This window comes from Pseudomonas fjordensis, from assembly GCF_976987115.1.
The window spans coordinates 1,801,931-1,823,488 of record NZ_OZ336860.1; the positions used below are offsets into that span (position 1 = coordinate 1,801,931).

Genomic DNA, 21,558 nt, shown 5'->3' on the forward strand with positions numbered 1-21,558 from the left:
TTCCATTGCCGGCACGCGCGCCCGCCAGATACCTCTCTCCTACGTTGATCTACCCACATGGATGACGCGCACCTGTGCGCATCTGCCTGGCGGCGCCTGCGCGCTTGCCTGACGCAAACGTATGAGAATTCCCATGAGTGTTTTTGCCAGCCTGCACGAAGCCCAGGCGTTCCTTGAACAGAACCCCGACATTGAGATGTTCGAGCTGTTTATCCTTGATAACAACGGCGTACCGCGCGGCAAGCTGTTGCACCGCGACGAACTGCTGGCGGTGTACGAAAGTGGTCGGCCTCTTCCCAGCACCATCCTCGGCCTGACTATCAATGGCGATGACGTAGAAAACTCCGGGCTGGTGTGGGAGGTGGGGGATATCGACTGCCGCGCCTACCCGATCAGCGGCAGCTTGCAACGCATGCCGTGGCGCTTGATCCCCACCGCGGCGGTGCAAGTCAGCATGCACCCCACCGAAGGCCTGCCCGCCACTGTAGCCGACCCCAGGCACCTGCTGGCCAATGTTATCGAGGCGCTCAAGGCCGACGGTTATTACCCGGTAATGGCGGCGGAGCTGGAGTTCTACCTGCTCGACCAGAAGCCCGACAGCCACGGCCGCCCGCAACCGGCACGGGATGTGGATGGCAATCGTCCGCGCTCGACTCAGGTCTACGGCCTGCGCGAGCTGGAGCAGATCGAGCCGTTTCTTGCCGACCTCTACAGCGCCTGCAAACTGCAAGGCATTCCGGCGCGCACGGCCATCTCCGAGTACGCGCCGGGCCAAGTGGAAATCACCCTCGAACACCGCACCGACGCGCTGCAGGCGATGGACGAAGCCGTGCGCTACAAACGCCTGGTCAAGGGCGTGGCGCACAAGCATGGAATGACCGCTTGCTTCATGGCCAAGCCATTCGACGACCTGGCCGGCACCGGCATGCACATGCACGTCAGCCTGGCCGATGCCCAGGGCAATAACCTGTTTGCCAGTGAAGCGGCCGACGGCACGCCACTGCTGCGCCAGGCCGTGGGCGGCATGCTCAGTACCTTGCTCGATTCACTGTTGATGTTCTGCCCCAACGCCAACTCTTATCGGCGCTTCCAAACCAACAGCTATGCGCCGCTCGCCGCCACTTGGGGCGTGGACAACCGCACCGTCAGCCTGCGCGTGCCCGGTGGCCCGGCCCAGTCCCGGCATATCGAACACCGCATCTGTGGCGCCGACGCCAACCCCTACCTGGCCGCAGCCGCCATTCTGGCCGGTATTCATCGAGGCATCCGCGAACAGCTCGACCCTGGCGCCCCGGTGGAAGGCAACGGCTACGCCCAGGCCAAGGAGCTGCTGCCCACCGACTGGCTGACCACCTTGCGCGCGCTTGAAGCTTCCCGCTGGGCGCCGGACGCGTTCGGGCGTGAATTCCTCGGCGTTTACCTGGCGGTCAAACGTGCCGAATACCGCCAGTTCATGGGCGAGGTGGGGGAGCAGGATTGGCGCTGGTATTTGCACCAGGCATGATCGATTTTAGCGGGTAGGGGCTTTCGACCTTTTTTTCACGTTGCGGCGGTTAAGCTGCGAATCAAGGTCGTTTACTACCGTTTCATTCACATGAGCCCGCGATGTCGCCACAACCTCCATCCTCCATCGAGACCGAATTCACCGAGCGCTATGACCGTGAGCATGCCAGGGGCTGTGGCGACCCGCGTCCGCCCAGGCTGTTGCAGCGCCTGTCGGCGTGGCGCGATGCGCGGCTGGTGCGCCAAGCCCTGAAGGTGGCGGGCGAGCCTGGGCTTATCCTCGACCTGGCGTGCGGTTCCGGGCGCTTCTGGCCGGTGCTGGCCGAACACGTCAACCGCGTGATCCTGGCCTCGGACAACTCCCAGGCGATGCTCGATCACGCACGCACCCATCACCCGGGCGCATTGCTCAAGCGTGTCAAAACATTCCAGGGCTCGGCGTTTTCCATTGGCCTTTCGGCAAATGCGGTGGACTGCATTTTCTGCCTGGATTTGTTTCGCCATGTGCCCGACAGCGATGCGCGTCTCATGTTGTTGCATGAATTTCACCGCGTCAGCCGCGACACGGTGATTGTTGCCGTGAACGTGGGCACGCCGGTAGAGAGCGAGTTTCGCCAAGCCGGCTTCAAAATCCTCAACTACCAAGAGTTCCTGCCGGGCTCGCGACTATGGTGCGTCTACGTTTTGCGTAAGAAGGGATAACTCCCCTTTGTCGGACTATTCTTCATCTCCTGTCGGAGTTTTCATGATGGCGTGTGCACTGCGGATGCTCGCAAGCCCCTTTCGCGATATATACTGCGCGCCATTCTTCAAGGGAGAGCCGTGTGGCCATCGATATTCACTGGATCTGCGACAACGATAGCCTCGGCCAGCATTGCGCCGAATGGCAGCAGTTGCCATTCGTCGCCCTCGACACCGAATTCATGCGGGTCGACACCTTTTACCCTATTGCCGGGCTGATCCAGATCGGTGATGGCGTGCGCGCTTACCTGATCGACCCCCTGACCATCGACAATTGGCAACCTTTGGCCGCCTTGCTGGAAAACCCAGCGGTGATCAAGGTGGTGCACGCCTGCAGCGAAGACCTGGAAGTGCTGTTGCGCCTGACCGGCAGCTTGCCGGTGCCGTTGTTCGACACCCAATTGGCGGCGGCGTACCTCAACCTCGGTTTCTCCATGGGCTACTCGCGCCTGGTGCAGGCGGTGTTGGATATCGAGCTGCCCAAGGGTGAAACCCGCTCCGACTGGCTGCAGCGGCCATTGTCGGAGACGCAGATCAGCTACGCCGCCGAAGACGCGGTGCACCTGGCCGAGGTTTACACCCGCCTGCGCCCGCAACTGTCGGACGACAAATACGCCTGGGTATTGGAAGACGGCGCCGAACTGGTGGCCAACCTGCGCCGCGAGATCGACCCCTACGAGCTGTACCGCGACGCCAAGCTGGCGTGGAAGTTGTCCCGTGCTCAACTTGCGGTGCTGCGTGAACTGTGCGCCTGGCGCGAGCAGCAGGCCCGTGCCCGCGACTTGCCGCGCAACCGCATCGTTCGCGAACACTCGTTGTGGCCCTTGGCCAAATCCCAGCCGGATAACCTCGCCGCCCTGGGCAAGATCGAAGACATGCACCCGCGCACCGTGCGCCAGGACGGCCAGTTCCTGCTGGACCTGATCAAGCGCGCCGGTAGCGTGCCCATGGACCAATGGCCGCCTGCCGTGGCTGAGCCTTTGCCTGTGGACGCCGCCGCGCTGATCAAGCAACTGCGGGCCCTGGGCCAAACCTTCGCCGAGCGCCTGGACATGGCGCCGGAACTGATGCTGCGCAAGAAAACCCTCGAAGCCCTGGTTAAAAGTGGCTACCCCGATGGGCCTTACCAATTGCCAGACTCGCTGCGTGGCTGGCGCCGTGAGTTGATGGGCCAGGCGTTGCTCGACAGCCTGGCCAATGCCGGAGAACAGCCTTGAAACGTATTTGCTCCATCTACCGCAGCAAGAAAAAAGACGGCATGTACCTCTATGTGCTCAAGAGCGATGCCCTGGAGCGCGTACCCGAGCCGTTGATGGAAGCCTTCGGCAAGGCGCATCACGCCTTTGACATGGTGCTGACGCCGGAGCGCAAGCTGTCGCGCGAAGACATCACCGTGGTCCTGGAAAACCTCGACAAGCAGGGCTACCACCTGCAAATGCCGCCGGCCGAGGACGAGTACATCGAGCACTTGCCCGAAGAGCTGCTGCGCCGCAACGACCCGATGTGATCGACCAGTGCCCGCTTCAGGGCACCGTTTCAATGGAATCGTATTAGAGGACGGTGGCCGTAAGGATGCGGGCGGCCGTCTGCACTGTTTTTTCAAAGGTTTGAACCATGCGTGTTCTGATTGCTGAACAGGATCATCCGCTCTACGCCCAATTGCTCAGGGACGCCGCCCCAGACCTCGAAGTGCTGACCAGCGGCGACTCGGCCGAACTTTCGCGCCTGGCCGCCGACTGTCCGGTGTGGCTGGGCCAGCCCGATCTGTTGGCGACCCTGCTGCGCCAGGGCCATCATCCGCAATGGCTGCAATCGACCTGGGCGGGCATCACGCCACTGCTGGCCGATGGCTTGCCACGCGACTATCGGCTGACCCGCGCGGTAGGCATTTTTGGCCAGGTCATGGCCGAGTTTGTCCTCACCTACATGCTGGGCCACGAGCGCGAAGTGCTGGCGCGGTTGGTCAGCCAGGTGGAGCGCAAGTGGGATAGCCGCATGGGCCAGAGCCTGGCCGGGCGCAAGGCGCTGATCGTCGGCACCGGTGATATCGGCCAGAGCGTGGCGGAGTTTCTGCTGCCGTTTGGTGTGCAACTGTATGGCATCGCCAGCCAGGCCCGCGAGCAGGCACCGTTTATCGAAGTGGCCGGGCTGGACCAATTGGGCCGGCTGGTGGGGGAGGTGGATTACGTGATCAACCTGCTGCCCAACACGCCTGATACCCATGATTTGTACGACGCGGCGCTGTTCAAGCAATTCAAGCCCACCGGGTTGTTTATCAACGTCGGGCGCGGCGTGGCGGTGGTGGACGCCGACCTGGTCGAGGCGCTCAAAGAAGGGCACCTGGCCGGTGCGGTGATCGACGTGTGCCGCCAGGAGCCTTTGCCGCAACGCCACCCGTTCTGGACGGCGTGGGGTTTGCTGTTGACCGGGCACAGCTCGGCGCCGACTTCGCCGCCGATGATGGTGGAGTTGTTTGTGCAGAACCTGCGGGCGTACCAGGCCAAGCAAGCATTGCGCGGTGAAGTGGATTTCGAGCGCGGTTACTGAGCTTGCCCCATGCCCTCCTGTAGGAGCGAGCTTGCTCGCGAAAAACTCACAGGCGCCGCGCTTATTCAGAAAGTGCGCGTCATCGTTGACGTTCTTCGCGAGCAAGCTCGCTCCTACAGAGGGTCAGAGGGCGATGCTTAGAGGCTGAAGTCCCCCTCGGACACCAGCTCGCTCAACGGCTTGCGCGGGCTCGGCATTTCGCGCCCTTGCAGGTACTCCGGCAAGCTCGACTTGTCCCCCAGCTTGCCCACCGCCACGGCTGCATGCAGCGCATAACCCTGGGGAATCTTCAGCTCTTTGCGGGTCAGTTCCTGATCGAAACCGGCCATGCCGTGGGTGTGCCAGCCACTGAGGCTGGCTTGCAGCGCCAGGTGGCCCCAGGCCGAGCCGGTGTCAAAGGTGTGCCACAGCGCCGGGGTTTCTTCGGTGGCGCCGGGGGCGATGAAGTCGGTTTTCGACGCGATGATCACCAGGGCCGACGCATGCTGTGCCCAATTGCGGTTGAATTCATTGAGCAGGCCCAGGAAACGCTCCCAATCCGGCGTGTCACGGCGCGCGTACAGAAACCTCCACGGCTGCGAGTTGTAGGCCGAAGGCGCCCAGCGTGCGGCTTCGAAGAAACTCAGCAGCGTCTCCTGCGGGATGCTCTCGCCGGTAAAGGCGCGGGGCGACCAGCGCTCGGTGAATTGGGTGTGGATCGGGTAATCGGCAACGCGGGGGTTATTGCTCATGGACAGATCCTGATGAAAAAAACCGGGATTCAACGCTACTGCGCCCAACCAGGCCTGACAAGCCTTGCAACACCGTCAGTCGTAAGCGCTTGGCCCCAACGGGCTTGGGCACTAGACTGGCGGCCTTTTCACCTTCCGATACTGATGCAGAGCCATGGCCGCCAAAGTCGAACCTTTCTGGATACGCAAAACCCTTGAGCACCTCGACCAAGAGGAGTGGGAGTCATTGTGCGACGGCTGTGGCCTGTGCTGCCTGCAAAAGCTTGAGGATGAAGACGACAACAGCGTCTATTACACGCGTATTGCCTGCAAACTGCTCGACTTGAAAACCTGCCAGTGCACCGATTACCCCAACCGCCGCGCCTCGGTACCCGACTGCATCCAGCTCACGCCGGGCCAGGCCGACCAATTCAAATGGTTGCCGCCGACCTGCGGTTACCGCCTGGTCAGCGAGCGCAAGGACTTACCGCTGTGGCATCACTTGGTCTGCGGCGACCGTGACGCGGTGCACCACGAACGCATTTCCCAGTCCGGGCGCATGCTCAGCGAAGGCAGCGTGCCCGAGGACGACTGGGAGGATTACCTGATTTTCCGCGCAGGCTGAACGAGGAGTGTGTATGAAGGTGGCCGCCAAGTGGGCAGCGGGCCTGGTCGTGCTGGCGCTGAGCGGGCCGGGCTGGTGCGCGAAGAAAGTCGACCTGGATTACCACATCAAGCTGTTGCCCCAAAGCCAGCAGGCCGAGGTGCGCGTCAGCCTGTCCCAGGGCGCGGCGGTGCGCAGCCTGAACTTCGACCTGGGCCGCGACGGTGACTACAGCGACTTCAAGGCCGATGGCCAGTGGCAGATCACCGGCAACCGTGGCCTGTGGCAACCCAGCGCCGACAAGGCCAGCCTGAGCTACCGGGTGCGCTTGGCCCATGCGCGCAAGCCCGGCGTGTATGACACACGCATCACGCCCAGCTGGGCGTTGCTGCGCGGCGAAGACTTGGTGCCGGCCGCACGTCTGGACCAGCAAGACGGCGTCGAGTTGGTCTCACGCCTGCTGTTCGAACTGCCGACGGGTTGGAAGAGCGTCGAAACGGCCTGGCCGCGCATCGGCCAGAACAAATTCCGCATCGACAACGTGTCCCGCCTGTTCGACCGTCCCACCGGCTGGATGCTGGCGGGCAACCTCGGCAGCCGCCGCCTGCGCCTGGGTGAAACCGACGTCACCGTGGCCTCGCCCAAGGGCCAGGGCATGCGCCGCATGGACGTGCTGACGTTGCTGACGTTTGTCTGGCCCCAGGTGGAAGCCGCGTTCCCGCGCCATCCCGGCAAACTGTTGATCGTCGGCGCCAGTGACCCGATGCGGCGAGGGGCTTATTCGTTACGCGACTCGATCTACCTCAATAGCCGCACGCCGCTCGTTGGCGAAAATGGCAGCAGCCCGTTGCTGCGCGAAGTGGTGCAGGCCATCGGGCGCTTTAATGACCACGACAGCAGTGACTGGATCAGCGAAGGTTTGGGCGAGTACTACGCGATTGAACTGATGCGACGTGCCGGCGGCATCACCGATGAACGCTATGCGGCGATTCAGGCGCGGCTGACCAAGGAAGGCAAAGACGTCACCACGCTCAAAGGCGAGCACGTCAACGGCGCGACGCTGGCGCGTTCGGTGGTGGTATTGCAGGAGCTGGACCGTGAGATCCGCGTGAAGACCCACAACAAACGCTCCCTGGACGATCTGGCGCAGGCAGTGATGCGGGTGAACAGCATCAACACCCAAGAGTTCGTGCAGTTGGCCGAGAGTGTGATCGGTGAGTCGTCGGTGGTGCTGGATTCCAAATTACTGCGCTGAGCAACAAAACTGTGGGAGCGGGCTTGCTCGCGAAGGCGGTGGTTCAGTAGGCCTATCCGTGACTGACACACCGCCTTCGCGAGCAAGCCCGCTCCCACAATTTAGATCTTCACAGTCTTGAAGGCAGGGATCAGGCTTTAGGTTTCACAGCCTTTTCCGCCGCCACTTCGGCCTTGGTCTTCAGGTTCTTCAACTCTTCCCCAGCGCGCTCGATTTTCGTGCGCACGCTGTTCATTTCCTGGCGGCCCTGCTCCAGTTTGTCCTTGAGCGAACTGTGCCCGGTAAAGCCACGGGCCAGTGCCACGCCACCAATCGCCACCTGGATCAAGCCGAAAATCCCGCCGCGGCGCAGGCCTTTACCCACCATCATCGCACCGCCGGCCACCGAGCCGATGCGCTCCCAGCCATGCACGTTCTGGGTGGGTTGAGGCTTCAACGGTGTGGCTTCGATGACAGGTCGCAAGGTTTTGCTGTCGCTCATGATCAGTCTCCAACAAGGGCAAGTGTTACTAGCTGACTGCGCGCACGTGCCGGATGTTCCCGCAATCTCAGTACTTGGGCCCCGAACGGGTGTTGTTGCCCTTGGCCAGGCGGTCATAGAGCACCACGTTGACCGTGGCCGCCAGGTTCATGCAGCCGGTGGTGGGGATGTACACCACGTCCTCGCACCAGTCGCGGATCTCTTTGTCCAGGGAGCCGTCTTCGGGGCCGAAGATATACAGCGCGCGGTCCGGGTGGGTGTATTCAGGCAACGGGCGGGCGCCTTCGACCAGTTCCACGGCCACCGGGATGCAGCCAAGGGGCAGGATCTTTTTCAGGTCGTCGATGCCGATCAGCGGGATGTCGTGGTGCACCTTCTTGGTGTCGGTGATGAAATCCCGGGCGCGCTCGTAACGCACGCCGGTGTAGAACACCGAGGCCACGCCGTAGCAGCCGGCGGCGCGCATCACCGAACCGACGTTTTCGGGGGATTTGGGGTTATACAGACCGATGCAGCTGTAGCGTTTATTGCCCACGGGGAAGGGTGCCTTGAGAAAAACGGCGATTATACGGCCTGGGGGAATGCAGTGCTTGGGCGATCGTCATCGCGGGCAAGCCCGGCACCCACAGGGACATGCATTCCTCCTGTGGGAGCTGGCTTGCCTGCGATGAGGCCGGAACAGGCAAAGAAAAGCTTCAGTCGTCCTTCTTCATCAACCCCGCCAACGCCGCAAACGGGTTGTGCGTCGCCTTGGCAATGCTCGGGCTGCTGGTGGAGCCTTCGCCGAAGTACTGCTGGTCGGTGTAGCGCGAGTGTTCGTTATCGTGGCAGTACAGGCATTTCTGACAGTGCACATATTTGGTATGTGACTCCGTCTTTGTTGATCTTCACTTTTAAACTCTGAGCTGGTTGTCGTTGACAGGTCACCTGAGTGAACTAGCCTCTGAGGATGTGCCCTGGAGGATTTTCCATGCGAGTAATTTTTCCAGCCCCCGACAGAATGCATACGCTTGGGTATCCAAAGCTTGCGTATGTGCCTTTTCTAATAGCTGACGATGGATGTTACCCAGTTGAAGCGAATCGCTACTTGAGAGAGAGGGCCTGTCTTGAGTGGAGGCCCAAAGTTGGATACGGGGAAGAGCGCTTTCGTTTTAACAGAAGCCTAACGATTAATAGCCTTGACGCGATGGCTCGTCGGCTGATGGAGTTTCTCCTGTGGTGCAATAAGGAAAAAAATTCCAACGCTTGGCGTGAAGTTACTTACCAAGATGATTTGATAGACAAGTGGCAGGTGGGGATGCTTGATGGCTCTGCTTCGCGTAGTCAAAAACGGCTTTCCAACGAAACAGTAAACGCTAGAGTTGCAGAGGCTTGTTACTTCCTAATTTGGGCGGCTGAGCGAGGCTACAGAGAGAGTTTTGATGCTCTCGTCAGCCTAAGAGGAAGTCAAAATCAAAAATTACGGCGGCGAAATAATCTAGGATCTGTGCGAGTGGCGGCGCTTCCTCCAGAGAGAATTAGATTATCCCTACCGACAGAGAAGGCACTATCGAAGTGGAAAACACTTTTAAAAATTCGTCATGGCGAAGTAATGTCGCTTTTTGCTGAGTTCCTCATTAAGACTGGTGTAAGGATCAGTGAAGGTACTGGATTGAGAGCTAATGATCTGCCAGGGAAAACTTTTGGGGAAGATAAAAATTCATGGCGAGATGATTGGGTCGCCGCTGGTGAGGTGCCGTGCACGATCTGTATGGGTATTAAAGGCCCCAAAGTTTTCCGCGGAAGCCAAGAGAGTGTTACACCTCGGCAGATATATATACCGATTGAGCTTGCTGATCGGATGGATAACTACAAAAGAGAAGGTCGTGCGACTCTAATATTGAGGTGGATCACTAGCGGAAAAAGTCGGATAGATCGAGATCGCAGAAAAAAACTCGCTAGGACCGATCAGTTCTGGATAGGTAAGCGCGGACGCCCGATTACCGCAGGATGGGTTCGTCAGGCATGGTCATCTGTTGAATGTGGTCCGTGGAAATGGAGCCCTCACAGAGCTCGGCATGAATTTGCTGTAAACACTATTGTGGATTATACGCAGAGTCTTATTGATGTCGCTAAAATTCCTGAAATTCCTAGCGCAGGATGGCTTCATGGGCTCATGGCGGGCCAAGTTCAGATCATATTGAGCCCTCTGCTGGGCCATATAGACGAAAAGACTACGATGATTTATCTGGCAGCAGCTCGCGAACGCTTGTTGTCAAGATTTGTTCATCCAGTTCTGATTTGGCAAAAAGAATGTGATGAGTAAATTCTATTGATTGATGCAGTTCGCCGAGGCGGTGATTATGGAGTCTCGTTTTTTAATAAGAAGTGAGCATAAAGACTATGTTTCGGCGTCGGCGTGCGTTGATTTTGGAGAGTTGTGGTTAGGGGGCGAAAGTGCGAAATCTAAAAGAAACGGGAACTGGGCGGGGGGATTTAGCGGGCGTCCAGGCCTGGCTGAAGATATATTTGCAGCAATTAAGGTTGTTGCTGTAACTAGGCGTCCCCAGGCGATTAGTGGCCTTCTCCACGAACTTCGATCTTTCTGGCGCTTTTTAGATGCTTTTGAAAGGTATCTGAAGGAAGCAGATGGTATCCGAAAAGTCGATGGCATCGCTATGATTGAAACAATCCACGGACTGCGGTGGTTGAGACCTGCTGATGGTAGTTGGTGCGCCGTTCGACCGGAAAAATATAGATCCGTACTTCTAATACTTCAAATGAGCCGGCGCTCAGCAGGACTGATGCCTTTACATTGGCCTGCGGCTAAAAATCCTAACAGGATACGTCGTGTTGATACGCCCTCCAGAGCGGAGGGGGTTACGATGATCAAACTATTAACGCGGAAGGCACATGCTATCTGGAAAAGGTGGGATGATGCCGATTCAATGGCAGAGCAAGGAAAATCGCTTGTAGGATTATCAAGGGGAGAACTAATAGCCAGGAATGTCACCGAAGCTGACATCCACGCAACGTATAGGGAGGTAATAAAAGTTAGTGGCGAGCCCGCGCCAGTTATGAGTACAGTTGCTAAGATAGTGGGATTTGGCAAAACTTTACCACGCTGGTGGCCAAAAAAACAGCTCGGCCAACCAAGAGCAGGCCAAGCTATTAATGTTGAAAATGACTTGTTGCCTGGTCTATATCCCACTGGGCAAGATATTTATTGCCTGGCATTGTTGTTTATGGCAAGAACTGGGTGGAATCCTACTACTGTATTTGCTCTAGATTGTTCAAGCGAACAAACGTGGTTTCGTAAGTATGGTGAGGACTACGTATGGATTCATAGTTATAAAGCACGAGGGAGAGAATGGCAAGATACTATCTCTCCTGTAAAAAGTACATCCCACTGCTTTCAAATAATCCAGAAATTGTTACATCGAACCGCGCCTCTTCGAGAAAAATTAAAGTTTGATGCGGGTCGTAGTAAATTCCCTGAATTAGCCGTTAGGTCTCCTTGGTTGTCAATTAATGATTCTACGACAATAAGGGTTCTTAGTGATGAGAACTTGAGTCGTATGCGAGGGTTTTTATCAGATCTTGTTCGTGCCTATAATAAAGATGCGATAGATAAACTTCCTGTATTTAGGCCGTCTGATTTTCGGGATGTTTTCGCTGAAGTTGCTCATAGGACAGGTGGTTACTCTGTTTTTCTAACTCAGATAGCGCTGGGGCATAAAAGTGTTAACACCACTAGAAGATACCTTCGATCTCTAGCTTGGCGTAAGGAGTCGGAAAAAGATTTGAATAATCTAATGACTACGGTATTTGAGCAGATTGAGGTGCATCGTGTCATCGACTTTGCTCTATTGCGGGCGTCAGTGGACGGTATAAATGTAACAGAAGAGCAAATTGCTAGATTAGCGGCATATCGAAAGAACCGGACTTACAGCGGAATGGGTTGTACAACTCCTTTGAATCCTCCGGAGTCGATAGACCCGCTCCATCCAAGGGACGGGACAGCCGTCTGCGCCCAAGGTCAGAGGTGTGCTAGTTGCCCTAGAGGAGTAGTGTTTAAGGATAGTTTATCTCACTTGGCTAAGTGTCTGGCTGAACTGGAGTGGAAAAGAGGTAACGTCGGAGACGTTCGCTGGTATGAGTCGTCGGATAGTATAGATATGGAAATGATTCAAGCTACTCTGAAGCAGTGGCCTGAACCGGAGGTGACGCAGGCTGTATCACAGTGGAGGCATAAGATTAATCTTGGGGAGCACCGGATATTGATTGCGGCAGCGGGAGTGCACTAATGGGTGGCTTTGTCTCGCCTTTATACGAGAGCCGCCGTGACGCTCTCAATGAAAAATTGACAGCTGATGACCTTCTCAATATGGGAGTTCGGGATCTGCTTGACGTTCAGTATGCTCTCGGAGCTGGAGGTTCGTGGGGGAAGTGGGAGTTCCCTCCAGAATTTATGCCTGATGGACAGTTGCGAGGTTTGTCGCGGCGCAGTTGTTCGATCGAACAAATAACTAGTGATTCGGCTTTCGATGAATTAAATATATCGCAGGCATGGACTGAAATCATCCGCTACGGAATAGTAAGATCCATTATGCCGGGCGCACGGGTCATCGCAAAGCCCTCCACAATAATGTCTGAGCTGCACTTGCTGATTAGGCTTGCAAGAAAAATAGTTGAACAGCCCTACAGCGCCACGATGTTTTGGAGTAACGCTGCCAGTAGGGAGCTTTCCAATATGAGTTCGATAGGGAACTCCATTGTTGATACGCTTAGGAGGTTTAAGGAAAGGGGCTACATATCTGACTGTTTGCGGGAGGAACCGCAGGTTGAAGGAAGAGCGGTAGAGCGTAATCGTTATAACGAGGCTGTGCCCGACCAGAAATGCCAAAAGAGCGAAGCCTGGCTTCCGCTTCCTGATAAATTCACAAGCGAATGCGGGTGGAGATCAATTCGAATTATTCGATTGTTAGGACCTACTTTGCTTGCGGCATTGGAGGAAGCGATGCTGGTACCCGTCAGGAAACGACAGGATGGTGGAGATCTACATCCGAGAAATCAGCAGCTTGCTATCGCAGAGGCACGCGATGCGGTGATTTCCGGTTGGAGTTGGTTAAGTAAAGATGGCTCACCAATAGAGTCTTTAGAGTTGGATCTCTTGGTGAAGGAAACAAAAAACAGAGGTATGGTTCTCAGTGAAAAATTACCTTACCTGGCGTGGCCCCCGAAAACCTTTGCTGACGCGTGGGGTTTATTATCCGTACTTCAGGGTGCTCATCTTTTTCCGATATGCTTAGCAAGTGGTCCTAGGGCGTCAGAGGTATGTGGGTTTACAGTAAATTGTCTTGAAGAAGTTTCTGGTATTGGGCATAGAATTGTTGCGAAAACTTATAAGTTTGTAAACGATTTCGGAGGGCGACAAAGAGATTTTTGTGCGCCTGAGCTGGTTGTTGACGCTCTGCTGCAGCAGATCCGTCTTGCTCAGCTTGTAAAACAGCGAGCGGGTGTGTGCGGAGATCATCTGTGGGTTCATACTCGGACTTTTGGACGCGGTTTAATGGGGGAAAAGCATCTGCTGCTAACCCGGTTTATTGATGATTACGCATCCAAGATTGATGTCAGGCAATTCCTAGATAACTCAAGTCGCGTGCATGTCCACCGTTTTCGAAAAACTCTTGCACGTATCGTTGCTCTATCATTGGTCAACTCGCCAATAATTCTTATGGACTGCTTTGGTCATGAGGATTTAGATATGACTATTCGCAGTTATATTCTCAGTGATGAAGGGATTGCGCGTGAGGTATTAAAAGTTCAGAAAGAACTGGTAATTCTGATGGCTGTGGATGTCATCAATGATTCGGAAAATTTAGGTGGTGCAGTTGGTGAACAGCTACGAAATCGGAAGTCAAACTTTTTACAGCTCTTAGGTAAATCGGAGTTTGAGCCTCAGGATGCTTATGAATTTGCTGCGCGGGAAACATTTGATGGGCGATCGTGGATTATGGTTTCCCCGGGAGTGTATTGCACACTGCCGACTGGCAGCGGTGGGTTGTGTGCCAAGGGTCAGGGAAGAACTAATCCTGCATATTGCCAAAGCGGATGCCCATTCCAGTTGCTAACTGCCGCCCATCAAGAAAAGTGTGATGATGCTGTTGCGGAAATTATTATGAACTTGCAAAAGGCAATAGATGATGAGGAGGACATGATTGTTTCACTGTGGGCGGGCCAATTAAAAAATTGGCTCCATCGGTGGCCACAAGTAGAGAAGAAATGGCGGTCGCATCCGCTAGTGGAGGCGTATGGTCAAATCCAAGTCAAAAAATGATATCGTCGATTGTTCTTTAATTGCGCATGCTAAGTCTCGTTCAGATGCAGTCAGCGTAAAGCTCCATAAAGCTATGGCGGCTATTGAACTTGAATTAGAAAGTAATGATGGCATCTACCCCTTCAACAAGGGCAGGCTATCAATGGCAGAGGTTTGTCGTCGCGCTGGAATACACAAGATTACATTGCAGGGCGAAGTTCATAAATTAACCAGTAGGGTCATATTAAAAGAGTGGCTAGAAACACTGGAGGAACAGCTGGTTAAAGGGTCCAAGACTGTCCGGCGTAAGGTTACATGCAAAATTGATGATTGGAAAGAAAGGTATACTGATTTGGCTAGATCTTATAACGAGATTTATGCCATTGAAATTGTATCTCGAGATGCGAAGTTGGAGGAGGCGCTGCTAAAAATAACTCAGCTCGAAGAAGAGTTGCTCATGCTGCGAGTGCAGTTGTCTGATAAGACAGTAGTGTTAATTTCGGAATGCAGGAAAGGTACCGTTAAGACTCTTGACCAGGAGTAGGCGGTATAGGGAGTCGCGCATACGCTAAAATTATAGCGGCTCGGGGGGCGTAGGAGTGATTCTCAACACCTCTGAACGAACCCCATGAAAGACAGGACACCGTTTCCCCCTTACGATAAGGGATAGGCAAACGTGTCAATGGCCATTAATTTTGACCCACTTTTGGCCAATAGAATTGACCCACTTGCTCACCGCTAACCGCCGGTTTTCTGCTTCAAACGATAGCTCTCACCTCCCAGCATAAAGATGTGTGAATGGTGGATCACGCGGTCGATGATGGGCACGGCCACGTTGTCGTCATGGAAGAACTCGCCCCAGCTGGTGAAGTCCTTGTTGGTGGTCAGGATGACCGAGCGGTACTCGTACAGGTTGTTGATTAACTGGAACAGGTTGTACCGGGCTTGGCGCGTCATCGGCAGGTAGCCCAGCTCATCGATGATCAGCACGTCGTATTTGCTCAGCTGATTAAGGCGCTTCTTCAGCTCGCCCTTCATTTCCGCCAGCTCCAGATCCTCGACCAACGCCAGAGCCGTGCGGAACAGCACCTTGTAGCCCGCCTGAACCGCCTTGTGGCCAATCCCAATGGCCAAGTGGGTCTTGCCCACACCCGGTGGTCCGATGAACACCAGGTTGTCGCGGTTGTCGATAAAGCTGAAGTCCAGCAAGGTGCTGACCTGGCGCTTGGTGATGGTGGTCTGGTGCCGGTAATCGAAGGCCTCCAGATGCTTCTCCGAGGGGAACTGCGCCTGCTTGAGGTTGCGGCTTACGCGGCTACTGGAGCGGGCGTTAAGCTCATGCTCGACCAGTGACTGGGCGAAGCTCAGGTAGGACAGTTCATTGGCTTCGGCTCTGGCCAGCAGGGTGGCCAGCTCACCCGCGGTCGCGCTGAGGCGCAGGCTTCGGTACTGCGCGATAGTGCTGTCGAGCAGGCTCATTGGGTCACCCCGTGGCCAGTCGACTGGCCAATGCGGGCATAAGCGTTCAGGTCGGCGTGACTAACCTGGCTACCGGCCTCTGGCGCATAGTCATGGTCGCCGATGATCCGGCCCCGCGCCTTGGCTTGCTGCCATGCTTCGAGGTAGCGCTTGAGCCCGGTGGCGGTCAGTTCACTGCGCTCGCACAACTCGCCGAGCAACGCCGTATCAACCGGCGCATGGGCCATGAGCAGGTCGCGTGCAGCAACCAGCTGATCCTTGTAGATACGCGGCGAAGTACGCTTGAGCAGTTGGCACAGGGTTGCCCCAAGGGCATCGGGCAGGATCGAGTCGATGCCGCGCTCCAGGTCGGTAATGCGCTGGGCATGGTCTCGGTAATGGTTGTTGTTCTTGATCATCCGGCCCTTGGCCTTGCACAGGTCATGGGTGGCTATGAGTTCACCGCTCTCCAGGTCATGGATCAGCAACTGGTTGTCCTGTGCGCTGACACCGACACGGGCTTGCTGCCAGGCCATGGGTACCGAGTACTTGTTGGCCTGCCATGAGATCAAGCCGGTCTTGTCGACCTTGCGGGTCTCCCTTGTCGGCGCCACGTGCAGCAGGTTCTGCGGGACGAGATAGGGCTTGAGCTGACTACGCTCCAGTGCCTCGAAATGCGCTCTTGGATGCTGCCCCGTCGTGCCGTGCACGCGTGCGTTGGCGACAGTCTCGAGCCAATCATTCAGGTGCTGTCGGACGGCGGCCTCGTCCTGGAAGTGCTCGCCGTAGAAGCAGTCACGCTTGACGTACTTGACCCCGGCCTCCACCTTGCCCTTGCTCTCCGGGTCATAGCCCTCGCAGGCATGGATGCGGTACCCGACGGTAGTCGCATACTGGTGGAAGCGCTGGTTCAGCGTCAGCTCACGGTACTGCTCGTTGATCACCACCATCTTGGTCTGATCGTAGATGCACTCCTCGGTGACGCCGCCGAAGTAGCGGAAGGCCTCGTCGTGCATCTGGATAAACCGTTCGGTATCCAGCGGCCGGAAGTTCAGACCGACATACATCAGCCGTGAACAGGACAGCACAAACACCACAAAATGAACGACACGCTCCAGGCCGCCAATCATGACGCCTCGCAGCTCACCGGGGTCGACCTGACACTGCACGCCAGGCACTGACTCAACGACCGGCTCGTAATAGCGCAACTGGCCACTGGCAACCTGCTGCTTGAGCGCTTGCACATAGCGGCGAATGCTCCGGTCTGACACCGCCAGCTCGGTGGTGCGCTCCCTCAGGCGACGGGCCAGCTTGACTGCGCTCAGGGCTGGAAACTGACCCAACTGATTAATCAGATAATCGCGGTGCTCGTCGAGCACCTTGGTGCGTGAAGGGTCAGCAATGGTAGCGCTGATCTGCATCTCATCCAGGTGGAGATACTTGCGTACGGTGTTCCGGGAAATCCCCAGCTCACGACTGATGGCACGGACCGACAGGCCTCGGCCCTGGTCATACAACCCCTTGATCTTGTGAATCACAACCCACTCCTTCAATGATCTGTCCCCGGCCTGTGCATAAGGCGGGTGACGCTACATGGTCGGTGGCCAATGCCACTATGGGTGGGTCAAAATTGTTGGCCAGAGGTGGGTCAGTTTAATTGGCCATTAACACAAACGGTTATGTTTATGACTAATAGCAACGACAAGAGTGGGGAGCTTTTGGGCCAGGAGCGGCGCCGCCGCTGGAGCCCGGAGCAAAAACTGGCCATGGTTCGCGAGAGTCTTGAGCCAGGGCAAAGCGTTTCGGTGGTCGCTCGACGCAACGGCATCAATGCCAACCAGCTGTTCCTATGGCGCAAGTTATATCAGGACGGCAGTCTGTCGGCGGTCAGTGCCGGTGAAGCCGTTGTGCCCGCCTCGGAGCTGAGCGATGCGCTCAAGCAGATCCGTGAACTGCAACGGATGCTGGGCAAGAAAACGATGGAAGCAGAAATCCTCAAAGAGGCCGTGGAGATCGCCCGGTCGCGAAAATGGATTGCGCACTCACCCTTGTTGCCGGGGGACGACCAGTGAAGCTGGTCAGCGAATGTCTCGGTGTGGCGCGCTCGCAATTAACGGTTCGAATCAAGCAATCGGTATCGCTCAAAGTACGGCGCCGCAGGCCTGTGGACGATGCTGATCTGGTGGTTGAAATCCAGCAACAGATCAGCGAACTGCCCAGCTATGGCTACCGTCGTGTTTGGGGATTGCTGCGTCGTGCCCGTGAAACCCAGTCGCTGCCGGCGATCAATGTGAAACGGGTTTACCGGGTCATGCGCGATCACGACCTGCTGTTGGCGCGGCGCATCAAACAGCCCGGCGTGCCGCGTCGGCACGAGGGTCGTATTGCGGTGCAAACCAGTGATACGCGTTGGTGCTCGGACGGCTTTGAGTTCCGCTGTGAGGACGGCGCCAAACTGAGCGTGACCTTCGCCCTGGATTGCTGTGACCGCGAAGCCATCGGCTGGGTCGCGAGTCCGACCGGGTACAGCGGCGATGACATCCGCGACTTGATGCTGGAGAGCGTAGAGAAACGCTTCGGTGATCAACTGCCTGCAACGCCGGTTCAATGGCTAAGCGACAACGGCTCGGCGTACACCGCCGAACAGACACGCCTGTTTGCTCGACAGATCGGTTTGCAGCCGGTGACCACCCCGGTGCGCAGCCCGCAGAGCAACGGCATGGCCGAGAGCTTCGTGAAGACGATCAAACGTGACTACGTTGCGCACATGCCCAAGCCGGATCGAGAAACGGCGCTGCGCAACCTGGCAATTGCCTTCGAGCATTACAACGAGCAGCATCCGCACAGCGCCTTGAACTATCGCTCACCGAGGGAGTTCAGGCGCTTGGCAGCAGCATCAATTTGACGGGGAGTTGGTGTCCGGTTTTGTAGGGGCAAGTCCAACCTCGTCCGATATCTCTTTAATAGCTGGAAATGCGGTCGCGCCTCCGCATTTCCCTCCCTCTCAGCCTTTTTAGCGTTCAAAGTGTCAGAGATCCTATTCTTGAAGTCCATGATGGAGAATAAGTAGCCCTTTCCTATTTGATATCACTAGCTTTGTGGCATGCCATTTACCTCATCTTTTTTAGGTAGAAGCTGAGGCGCTAGACTCTCGCTGCACAATTTTCGATGTCATCACGCAATATCTCAGCAGTAGCCACCATGCGAATAGGGCGTCTGTGCCAAAAAGGCCTTCATCATCAATCAGCCCATGTGCTACTTCGTTACGTAAATTCGTGCCGAGAGGATCAACGAGTAAACCTTGAAGCTCGAATATGCCATCTGCGCCGAAGACTTGAAGCGCTTGGGGTGTTTCTAGAAGTACACCTAATGGCCTCTCTGGCTGCACGCCACCAGGTTCTAGCATGGACGTGGCACCGCCCATCGACTCCACAACATGACGAATGATTGCTTCGAGTTGTGGTATCACAAGATGCGAAGCAACGAGCATATCCCCGTGAAAACCTGCCACTAAAGCACGTAGAACGCTTTCCAAATGTCCTGGCGGGATCCAAGGACTATGCTGAATCAAGCCTAATATATCGATCCGATCCGGAAAGTGCGCAGCCAGTATCTCAGTTCGAGCGGGGTCCAAGGCGCCCTGTACTGTAAGACCTCTCCCCAATCGGGCCGTGCTAAACATCCTCCAACGAAGCCCGTCATGCTTGGGATCATCAGCTGCGTCATCAAGGCCAGGAGCACGAGCGACCACTCGACCGCGAGAGTTAACGACCTCGCTAGAAATCATACTGCCCAATATTGAGACGCGCGCCTGATCTTTGACGTCCCGGATCAGTTTTTCAATTGATGGAGGCTGTGCCATGCGAATCAAGGTGATGACAGCGTCATGCAAGCTTTTATTACGGACCGCCGCCCTGGCATTTATAACCATCTTGGTAAGATCGATGCTGGTCGAAATCGGCTTAAAATCATCCAACGACTCTTTCTGCAGTTTCAGCAGATGATCATGCAACTCTGTTGCACGTTCACGCCCACCAGGGGCTTGGCGCATGGCTTCTACTGCATCAGACAAAATTGACGCAGCGGTCATGGCTCCACGTCCAGTCTGTATTCGCGCTAGGTCAGACTCTTTAACTAAAGACTCTGCTGAATCTCTGAGTGCGGCACTTTCTCCCTCCACATCACCTGCAGCGCGAAGGCAATCCGCTGCCAGTTGATAATAGTCTTTCGCGCGCCAGTAATTTTTTTCTGCATCAGCGATAGTTGCTGCCACATGAGCGTACTCGGCGTACTGCCTCGGCTCACCATGTTTGAATTCCAGCAGTAGTCGTGTGAGGCGCAATGTTAGATAAAGAGGATCCTTTCCTTTGTGCCGATGCAGCATCGCCTCCATTTCGTTTAGCACTTTTAGCCGCAGCTCGGCTCCGCCTTTACCCAGACCTGCTGATAGGCGCAATGATCGCTCCAAGCGCTCAAGGCATTTCGACCAATCAGTTGGGCTTTCAAGTCTTAACGCCGACTCAAGATACGCGTCTATAGCGCCCAGAGCGGCAGGAAATGAGCGAGCTTGAATCCATATCAGATCCAACAATCTTGCTCGAATCTCGGGGTCTTTAAGAGTCAGTGCCCAGGCTAACAGTTCTCGTAGATTGTCTTTTGGGAAATCTGTCGGAATGGCGCTGCGACGACCGCCCATAACAAACATTGGGCCAAAAGGCTCAGAAGGCTGATCTGCGTGAAGCATCATAGACAGCGAGGCACCAATGAAGCGCAATCCTTCCAGTTGAGCAGGGCTCCACCGACCATCTTCCTTTTCCAGGCGGGAAATTACGCTTTGAAAACTGAGGCAGTCTAAGTCCGTGAAGCCCTGTAGCAGACTGTCCAAGTCGAGAGATGACAGGGTCTCTTCCGTGATGAGTTGCCAATTTAAAGGCATGCGTTGTCTCCATGTAAGTCTGTCGAAAAAATTTACGGTAGTTAGAGGGCATGGTGAGTCGCTTTGGGTCTCATGGGGCATACCCTCGTGTCCCTTATCTTGGGGTAGACCAAGGGGGAGCCATGATTTCGATCTCTTCGCGAACTTTTTGCAACAACGTGTCTGGGGAGACGCCATCCCGCTCTGCGTATGTGCACACCAGCAATGTTATGGGATGGATGTTCAAAATGGGCGCCAAGGCCTCTAGTCTCTCGATCGTTGGAGAATGAATTCCGCGTTCCAAGGTGCTGATGTAGGTACGCCCACTGACGTCGGAGAAATCCTCTTGGCTGAGTGCGTTTCTAGTCCGGCACCATCGGAACACTTTACCGAAAGCCTTTTTCAGTTCCATTTGCTCAATCCGCAAAAGGAACGATGAAGCCGTTTTGAATAGTATATCGCTACACAGTATACTGTTCATTTTGAGGCGTTTTGTATGTTCATTTCCGATAGCAAGGCGGAAGTCAAAGGTCTCGCATCGTTGCTTGAGCCAGGTCAGCGTGCTTGGCACGTCATGTTGAAGCCGCAGATCTCGCCTTGGTATCACGCCACCATGATCAGGTGCGATGAAGGCTTCGAGACCCGCCATGTGGTTTTTATCGACTCATTGCCGACACTCATTCATTTGGTGGCGCAGCGGCAAGACGAGACGCGGCTGGAGTCGCTTCAGCTCGTATCACCTGCGTGGCTGAATGGACATCAGTGCTGGGAAATGGATGTTCTGTTAGAGGTAGCTCAAAATCTTGAGGAAGGATCTGCAAGACTCTCCCTTAAGGATGGCAGGGTCTTATATTTTCCAGACGTTGCTCCTATCACACGGGATGGCAATTTTAAAGTGATTTACCGCTTAGCCACGGCAGTGTGACGCAAGAATCGTGGTTAGCTTTATGGCAGCCTCTGACGGATAAATGATTATTGGTTAGGTAGGAAATTTCGCACCATACAGAGACAAGGAGACTTTTGCTCGATGCCTACTCCGACTCACT

The 21,558-nt window shown here is 55.7% G+C and carries 20 protein-coding genes and 1 pseudogene; 13 read left to right on the forward strand and 8 right to left on the reverse strand.

Annotation, left to right across the window (positions count from 1 at the left end; all coding sequences use genetic code 11):
• The first annotated feature begins 133 nt into the window (after positions 1–133).
• The 5 genes from ACWHXD_RS08290 to ACWHXD_RS08310 all read left to right on the forward strand — a co-directional run bounded on the left by ACWHXD_RS08290 (position 134) and on the right by ACWHXD_RS08310 (position 4,791).
• The gene (locus tag ACWHXD_RS08290) at positions 134–1,504 is read left to right on the forward strand and encodes a glutamine synthetase family protein (protein ID WP_138762181.1); all 1,371 of its coding nucleotides are present in this window, start codon (positions 134–136) and stop codon (positions 1,502–1,504) included.
• A 101-nt stretch (positions 1,505–1,605) separates the two neighbouring features.
• On the forward strand, positions 1,606–2,205 hold the full coding sequence (locus tag ACWHXD_RS08295) for a class I SAM-dependent methyltransferase (RefSeq protein WP_032892876.1): 600 nt from the start codon (positions 1,606–1,608) through the stop codon (positions 2,203–2,205).
• 122 nt (positions 2,206–2,327) lie between these two features.
• Positions 2,328–3,461, forward strand: coding sequence for a ribonuclease D (gene rnd / locus ACWHXD_RS08300; protein ID WP_032892875.1), 1,134 nt, complete (start codon positions 2,328–2,330; stop codon positions 3,459–3,461).
• Positions 3,458–3,751 (forward strand): YcgL domain-containing protein, encoded by a 294-nt coding sequence (locus ACWHXD_RS08305; protein WP_014717482.1) that lies wholly within the window; start codon positions 3,458–3,460, stop codon positions 3,749–3,751. Before rnd ends, ACWHXD_RS08305 begins: the two co-directional genes overlap by 4 nt.
• Positions 3,752–3,858: 107 nt before the next feature.
• A complete protein-coding gene (locus ACWHXD_RS08310; protein WP_138762180.1) occupies positions 3,859–4,791 on the forward strand; it encodes a D-2-hydroxyacid dehydrogenase in 933 nt (310 codons plus the stop codon).
• A 137-nt stretch (positions 4,792–4,928) separates the two neighbouring features.
• Here ACWHXD_RS08310 and ACWHXD_RS08315 read toward each other — a convergent pair whose 3' ends face one another.
• The gene (locus tag ACWHXD_RS08315; protein ID WP_003189601.1) at positions 4,929–5,522 is read right to left on the reverse strand and encodes a nitroreductase family protein; all 594 of its coding nucleotides are present in this window, start codon (positions 5,520–5,522) and stop codon (positions 4,929–4,931) included.
• Between the two features lie 154 nt (positions 5,523–5,676).
• Here ACWHXD_RS08315 and ACWHXD_RS08320 point away from each other — a divergent pair, with 154 nt between their 5' ends.
• Together ACWHXD_RS08320 and ACWHXD_RS08325 are read left to right on the forward strand one after the other, a co-directional pair.
• Positions 5,677–6,126: a YcgN family cysteine cluster protein gene (locus ACWHXD_RS08320; protein ID WP_003172524.1), complete on the forward strand. Its 450-nt coding sequence runs from the start codon at positions 5,677–5,679 to the stop codon at positions 6,124–6,126.
• 13 nt (positions 6,127–6,139) lie between these two features.
• Complete coding sequence (locus ACWHXD_RS08325) at positions 6,140–7,360, forward strand: hypothetical protein (RefSeq protein ID WP_138762179.1); 1,221 nt, start codon at positions 6,140–6,142, stop codon at positions 7,358–7,360.
• A gap of 130 nt (positions 7,361–7,490) precedes the next feature.
• Here ACWHXD_RS08325 and ACWHXD_RS08330 read toward each other — a convergent pair whose 3' ends face one another.
• The 3 genes and pseudogenes from ACWHXD_RS08330 to ACWHXD_RS08340 form a co-directional block, all read right to left on the reverse strand.
• Positions 7,491–7,841, reverse strand: a complete 351-nt coding sequence (locus ACWHXD_RS08330; RefSeq protein WP_032892871.1) for a YgaP family membrane protein — start codon at positions 7,839–7,841, stop codon at positions 7,491–7,493.
• 67 nt (positions 7,842–7,908) lie between these two features.
• On the reverse strand, positions 7,909–8,376 hold the full coding sequence (locus ACWHXD_RS08335) for an RNA methyltransferase (RefSeq protein WP_003189607.1): 468 nt from the start codon (positions 8,374–8,376) through the stop codon (positions 7,909–7,911).
• A 160-nt stretch (positions 8,377–8,536) separates the two neighbouring features.
• Positions 8,537–8,680, reverse strand: a pseudogene (locus ACWHXD_RS08340) (HNH endonuclease family protein); the annotation flags it as partial.
• Positions 8,681–9,042: 362 nt separating this feature from the next.
• On the opposite strand from ACWHXD_RS08340, the gene ACWHXD_RS08345 reads away from it, so the two are divergent.
• From ACWHXD_RS08345 to ACWHXD_RS08360, 4 genes are read left to right on the forward strand one after another with little or no spacing between them, the layout of a single operon-like run.
• Entirely contained in the window at positions 9,043–10,146 is a 1,104-nt protein-coding gene (locus ACWHXD_RS08345; protein ID WP_499083791.1) for a site-specific integrase, read from the forward strand.
• A 37-nt stretch (positions 10,147–10,183) separates the two neighbouring features.
• Entirely contained in the window at positions 10,184–12,127 is a 1,944-nt protein-coding gene (locus tag ACWHXD_RS08350) for a hypothetical protein (RefSeq protein ID WP_146225339.1), read from the forward strand.
• On the forward strand, positions 12,127–14,160 hold the full coding sequence (locus ACWHXD_RS08355) for a site-specific integrase (RefSeq protein ID WP_110601859.1): 2,034 nt from the start codon (positions 12,127–12,129) through the stop codon (positions 14,158–14,160). Before ACWHXD_RS08350 ends, ACWHXD_RS08355 begins: the two co-directional genes overlap by 1 nt.
• A complete protein-coding gene (locus tag ACWHXD_RS08360) occupies positions 14,135–14,683 on the forward strand; it encodes a hypothetical protein (RefSeq protein ID WP_499083793.1) in 549 nt (182 codons plus the stop codon). The genes ACWHXD_RS08355 and ACWHXD_RS08360 overlap by 26 nt, the downstream gene beginning before the upstream one ends.
• Positions 14,684–14,877: 194 nt before the next feature.
• On the opposite strand, the gene istB is transcribed toward ACWHXD_RS08360, so the two are convergent.
• A complete protein-coding gene (gene istB / locus ACWHXD_RS08365; protein ID WP_064491510.1) occupies positions 14,878–15,618 on the reverse strand; it encodes an IS21-like element helper ATPase IstB in 741 nt (246 codons plus the stop codon).
• A complete protein-coding gene (gene istA, locus ACWHXD_RS08370) occupies positions 15,615–17,135 on the reverse strand; it encodes an IS21 family transposase (RefSeq protein WP_081273177.1) in 1,521 nt (506 codons plus the stop codon). Before istA ends, istB begins: the two co-directional genes overlap by 4 nt.
• 147 nt (positions 17,136–17,282) lie before the next feature.
• On the opposite strand from istA, the gene ACWHXD_RS08375 reads away from it, so the two are divergent.
• Positions 17,283–18,502 (forward strand): IS3 family transposase gene (locus ACWHXD_RS08375; protein WP_370467938.1). Its coding sequence is split into 2 segments (ribosomal slippage): positions 17,283–17,628 and positions 17,628–18,502, totalling 1,221 coding nucleotides; the frame shifts between segments, so codons are not numbered across the junction.
• A 219-nt stretch (positions 18,503–18,721) separates the two neighbouring features.
• Here the strand turns inward: ACWHXD_RS08375 and ACWHXD_RS08380 are convergent.
• A complete protein-coding gene (locus ACWHXD_RS08380; RefSeq protein WP_499083794.1) occupies positions 18,722–20,533 on the reverse strand; it encodes a DUF7380 domain-containing protein in 1,812 nt (603 codons plus the stop codon).
• Between the two features lie 94 nt (positions 20,534–20,627).
• Positions 20,628–20,993: a helix-turn-helix domain-containing protein gene (locus ACWHXD_RS08385; protein ID WP_318271080.1), complete on the reverse strand. Its 366-nt coding sequence runs from the start codon at positions 20,991–20,993 to the stop codon at positions 20,628–20,630.
• A 15-nt stretch (positions 20,994–21,008) separates the two neighbouring features.
• On the opposite strand from ACWHXD_RS08385, the gene ACWHXD_RS08390 reads away from it, so the two are divergent.
• Positions 21,009–21,437 (forward strand): hypothetical protein, encoded by a 429-nt coding sequence (locus ACWHXD_RS08390; protein ID WP_110601866.1) that lies wholly within the window; start codon positions 21,009–21,011, stop codon positions 21,435–21,437.
• Positions 21,438–21,558 lie beyond the last annotated feature (121 nt).

What these genes read in the sequence shown, in the direction of transcription:
- ACWHXD_RS08290 (WP_138762181.1), top strand. Translation starts at nt 134, where the DNA reads ATGAGTGTTTTTGCCAGCCTGCACGAAGCCCAGGCGTTCCTTGAACAG.
- ACWHXD_RS08295 (WP_032892876.1), top strand. Translation starts at nt 1,606, where the DNA reads ATGTCGCCACAACCTCCATCCTCCATCGAGACCGAATTCACCGAGCGC.
- ACWHXD_RS08310 (WP_138762180.1), top strand. Translation starts at nt 3,859, where the DNA reads ATGCGTGTTCTGATTGCTGAACAGGATCATCCGCTCTACGCCCAATTG.
- ACWHXD_RS08315 (WP_003189601.1), bottom strand. Translation starts at nt 5,522, where the DNA reads ATGAGCAATAACCCCCGCGTTGCCGATTACCCGATCCACACCCAATTC.
- ACWHXD_RS08320 (WP_003172524.1), top strand. Translation starts at nt 5,677, where the DNA reads ATGGCCGCCAAAGTCGAACCTTTCTGGATACGCAAAACCCTTGAGCAC.
- ACWHXD_RS08325 (WP_138762179.1), top strand. Translation starts at nt 6,140, where the DNA reads ATGAAGGTGGCCGCCAAGTGGGCAGCGGGCCTGGTCGTGCTGGCGCTG.
- ACWHXD_RS08330 (WP_032892871.1), bottom strand. Translation starts at nt 7,841, where the DNA reads ATGAGCGACAGCAAAACCTTGCGACCTGTCATCGAAGCCACACCGTTG.
- ACWHXD_RS08345 (WP_499083791.1), top strand. Translation starts at nt 9,043, where the DNA reads ATGGAGTTTCTCCTGTGGTGCAATAAGGAAAAAAATTCCAACGCTTGG.
- ACWHXD_RS08350 (WP_146225339.1), top strand. Translation starts at nt 10,184, where the DNA reads ATGGAGTCTCGTTTTTTAATAAGAAGTGAGCATAAAGACTATGTTTCG.
- ACWHXD_RS08355 (WP_110601859.1), top strand. Translation starts at nt 12,127, where the DNA reads ATGGGTGGCTTTGTCTCGCCTTTATACGAGAGCCGCCGTGACGCTCTC.
- ACWHXD_RS08360 (WP_499083793.1), top strand. Translation starts at nt 14,135, where the DNA reads ATGGTCAAATCCAAGTCAAAAAATGATATCGTCGATTGTTCTTTAATT.
- istB (WP_064491510.1), bottom strand. Translation starts at nt 15,618, where the DNA reads ATGAGCCTGCTCGACAGCACTATCGCGCAGTACCGAAGCCTGCGCCTC.
- ACWHXD_RS08380 (WP_499083794.1), bottom strand. Translation starts at nt 20,533, where the DNA reads ATGCCTTTAAATTGGCAACTCATCACGGAAGAGACCCTGTCATCTCTC.
- ACWHXD_RS08385 (WP_318271080.1), bottom strand. Translation starts at nt 20,993, where the DNA reads ATGAACAGTATACTGTGTAGCGATATACTATTCAAAACGGCTTCATCG.
- ACWHXD_RS08390 (WP_110601866.1), top strand. Translation starts at nt 21,009, where the DNA reads ATGTTCATTTCCGATAGCAAGGCGGAAGTCAAAGGTCTCGCATCGTTG.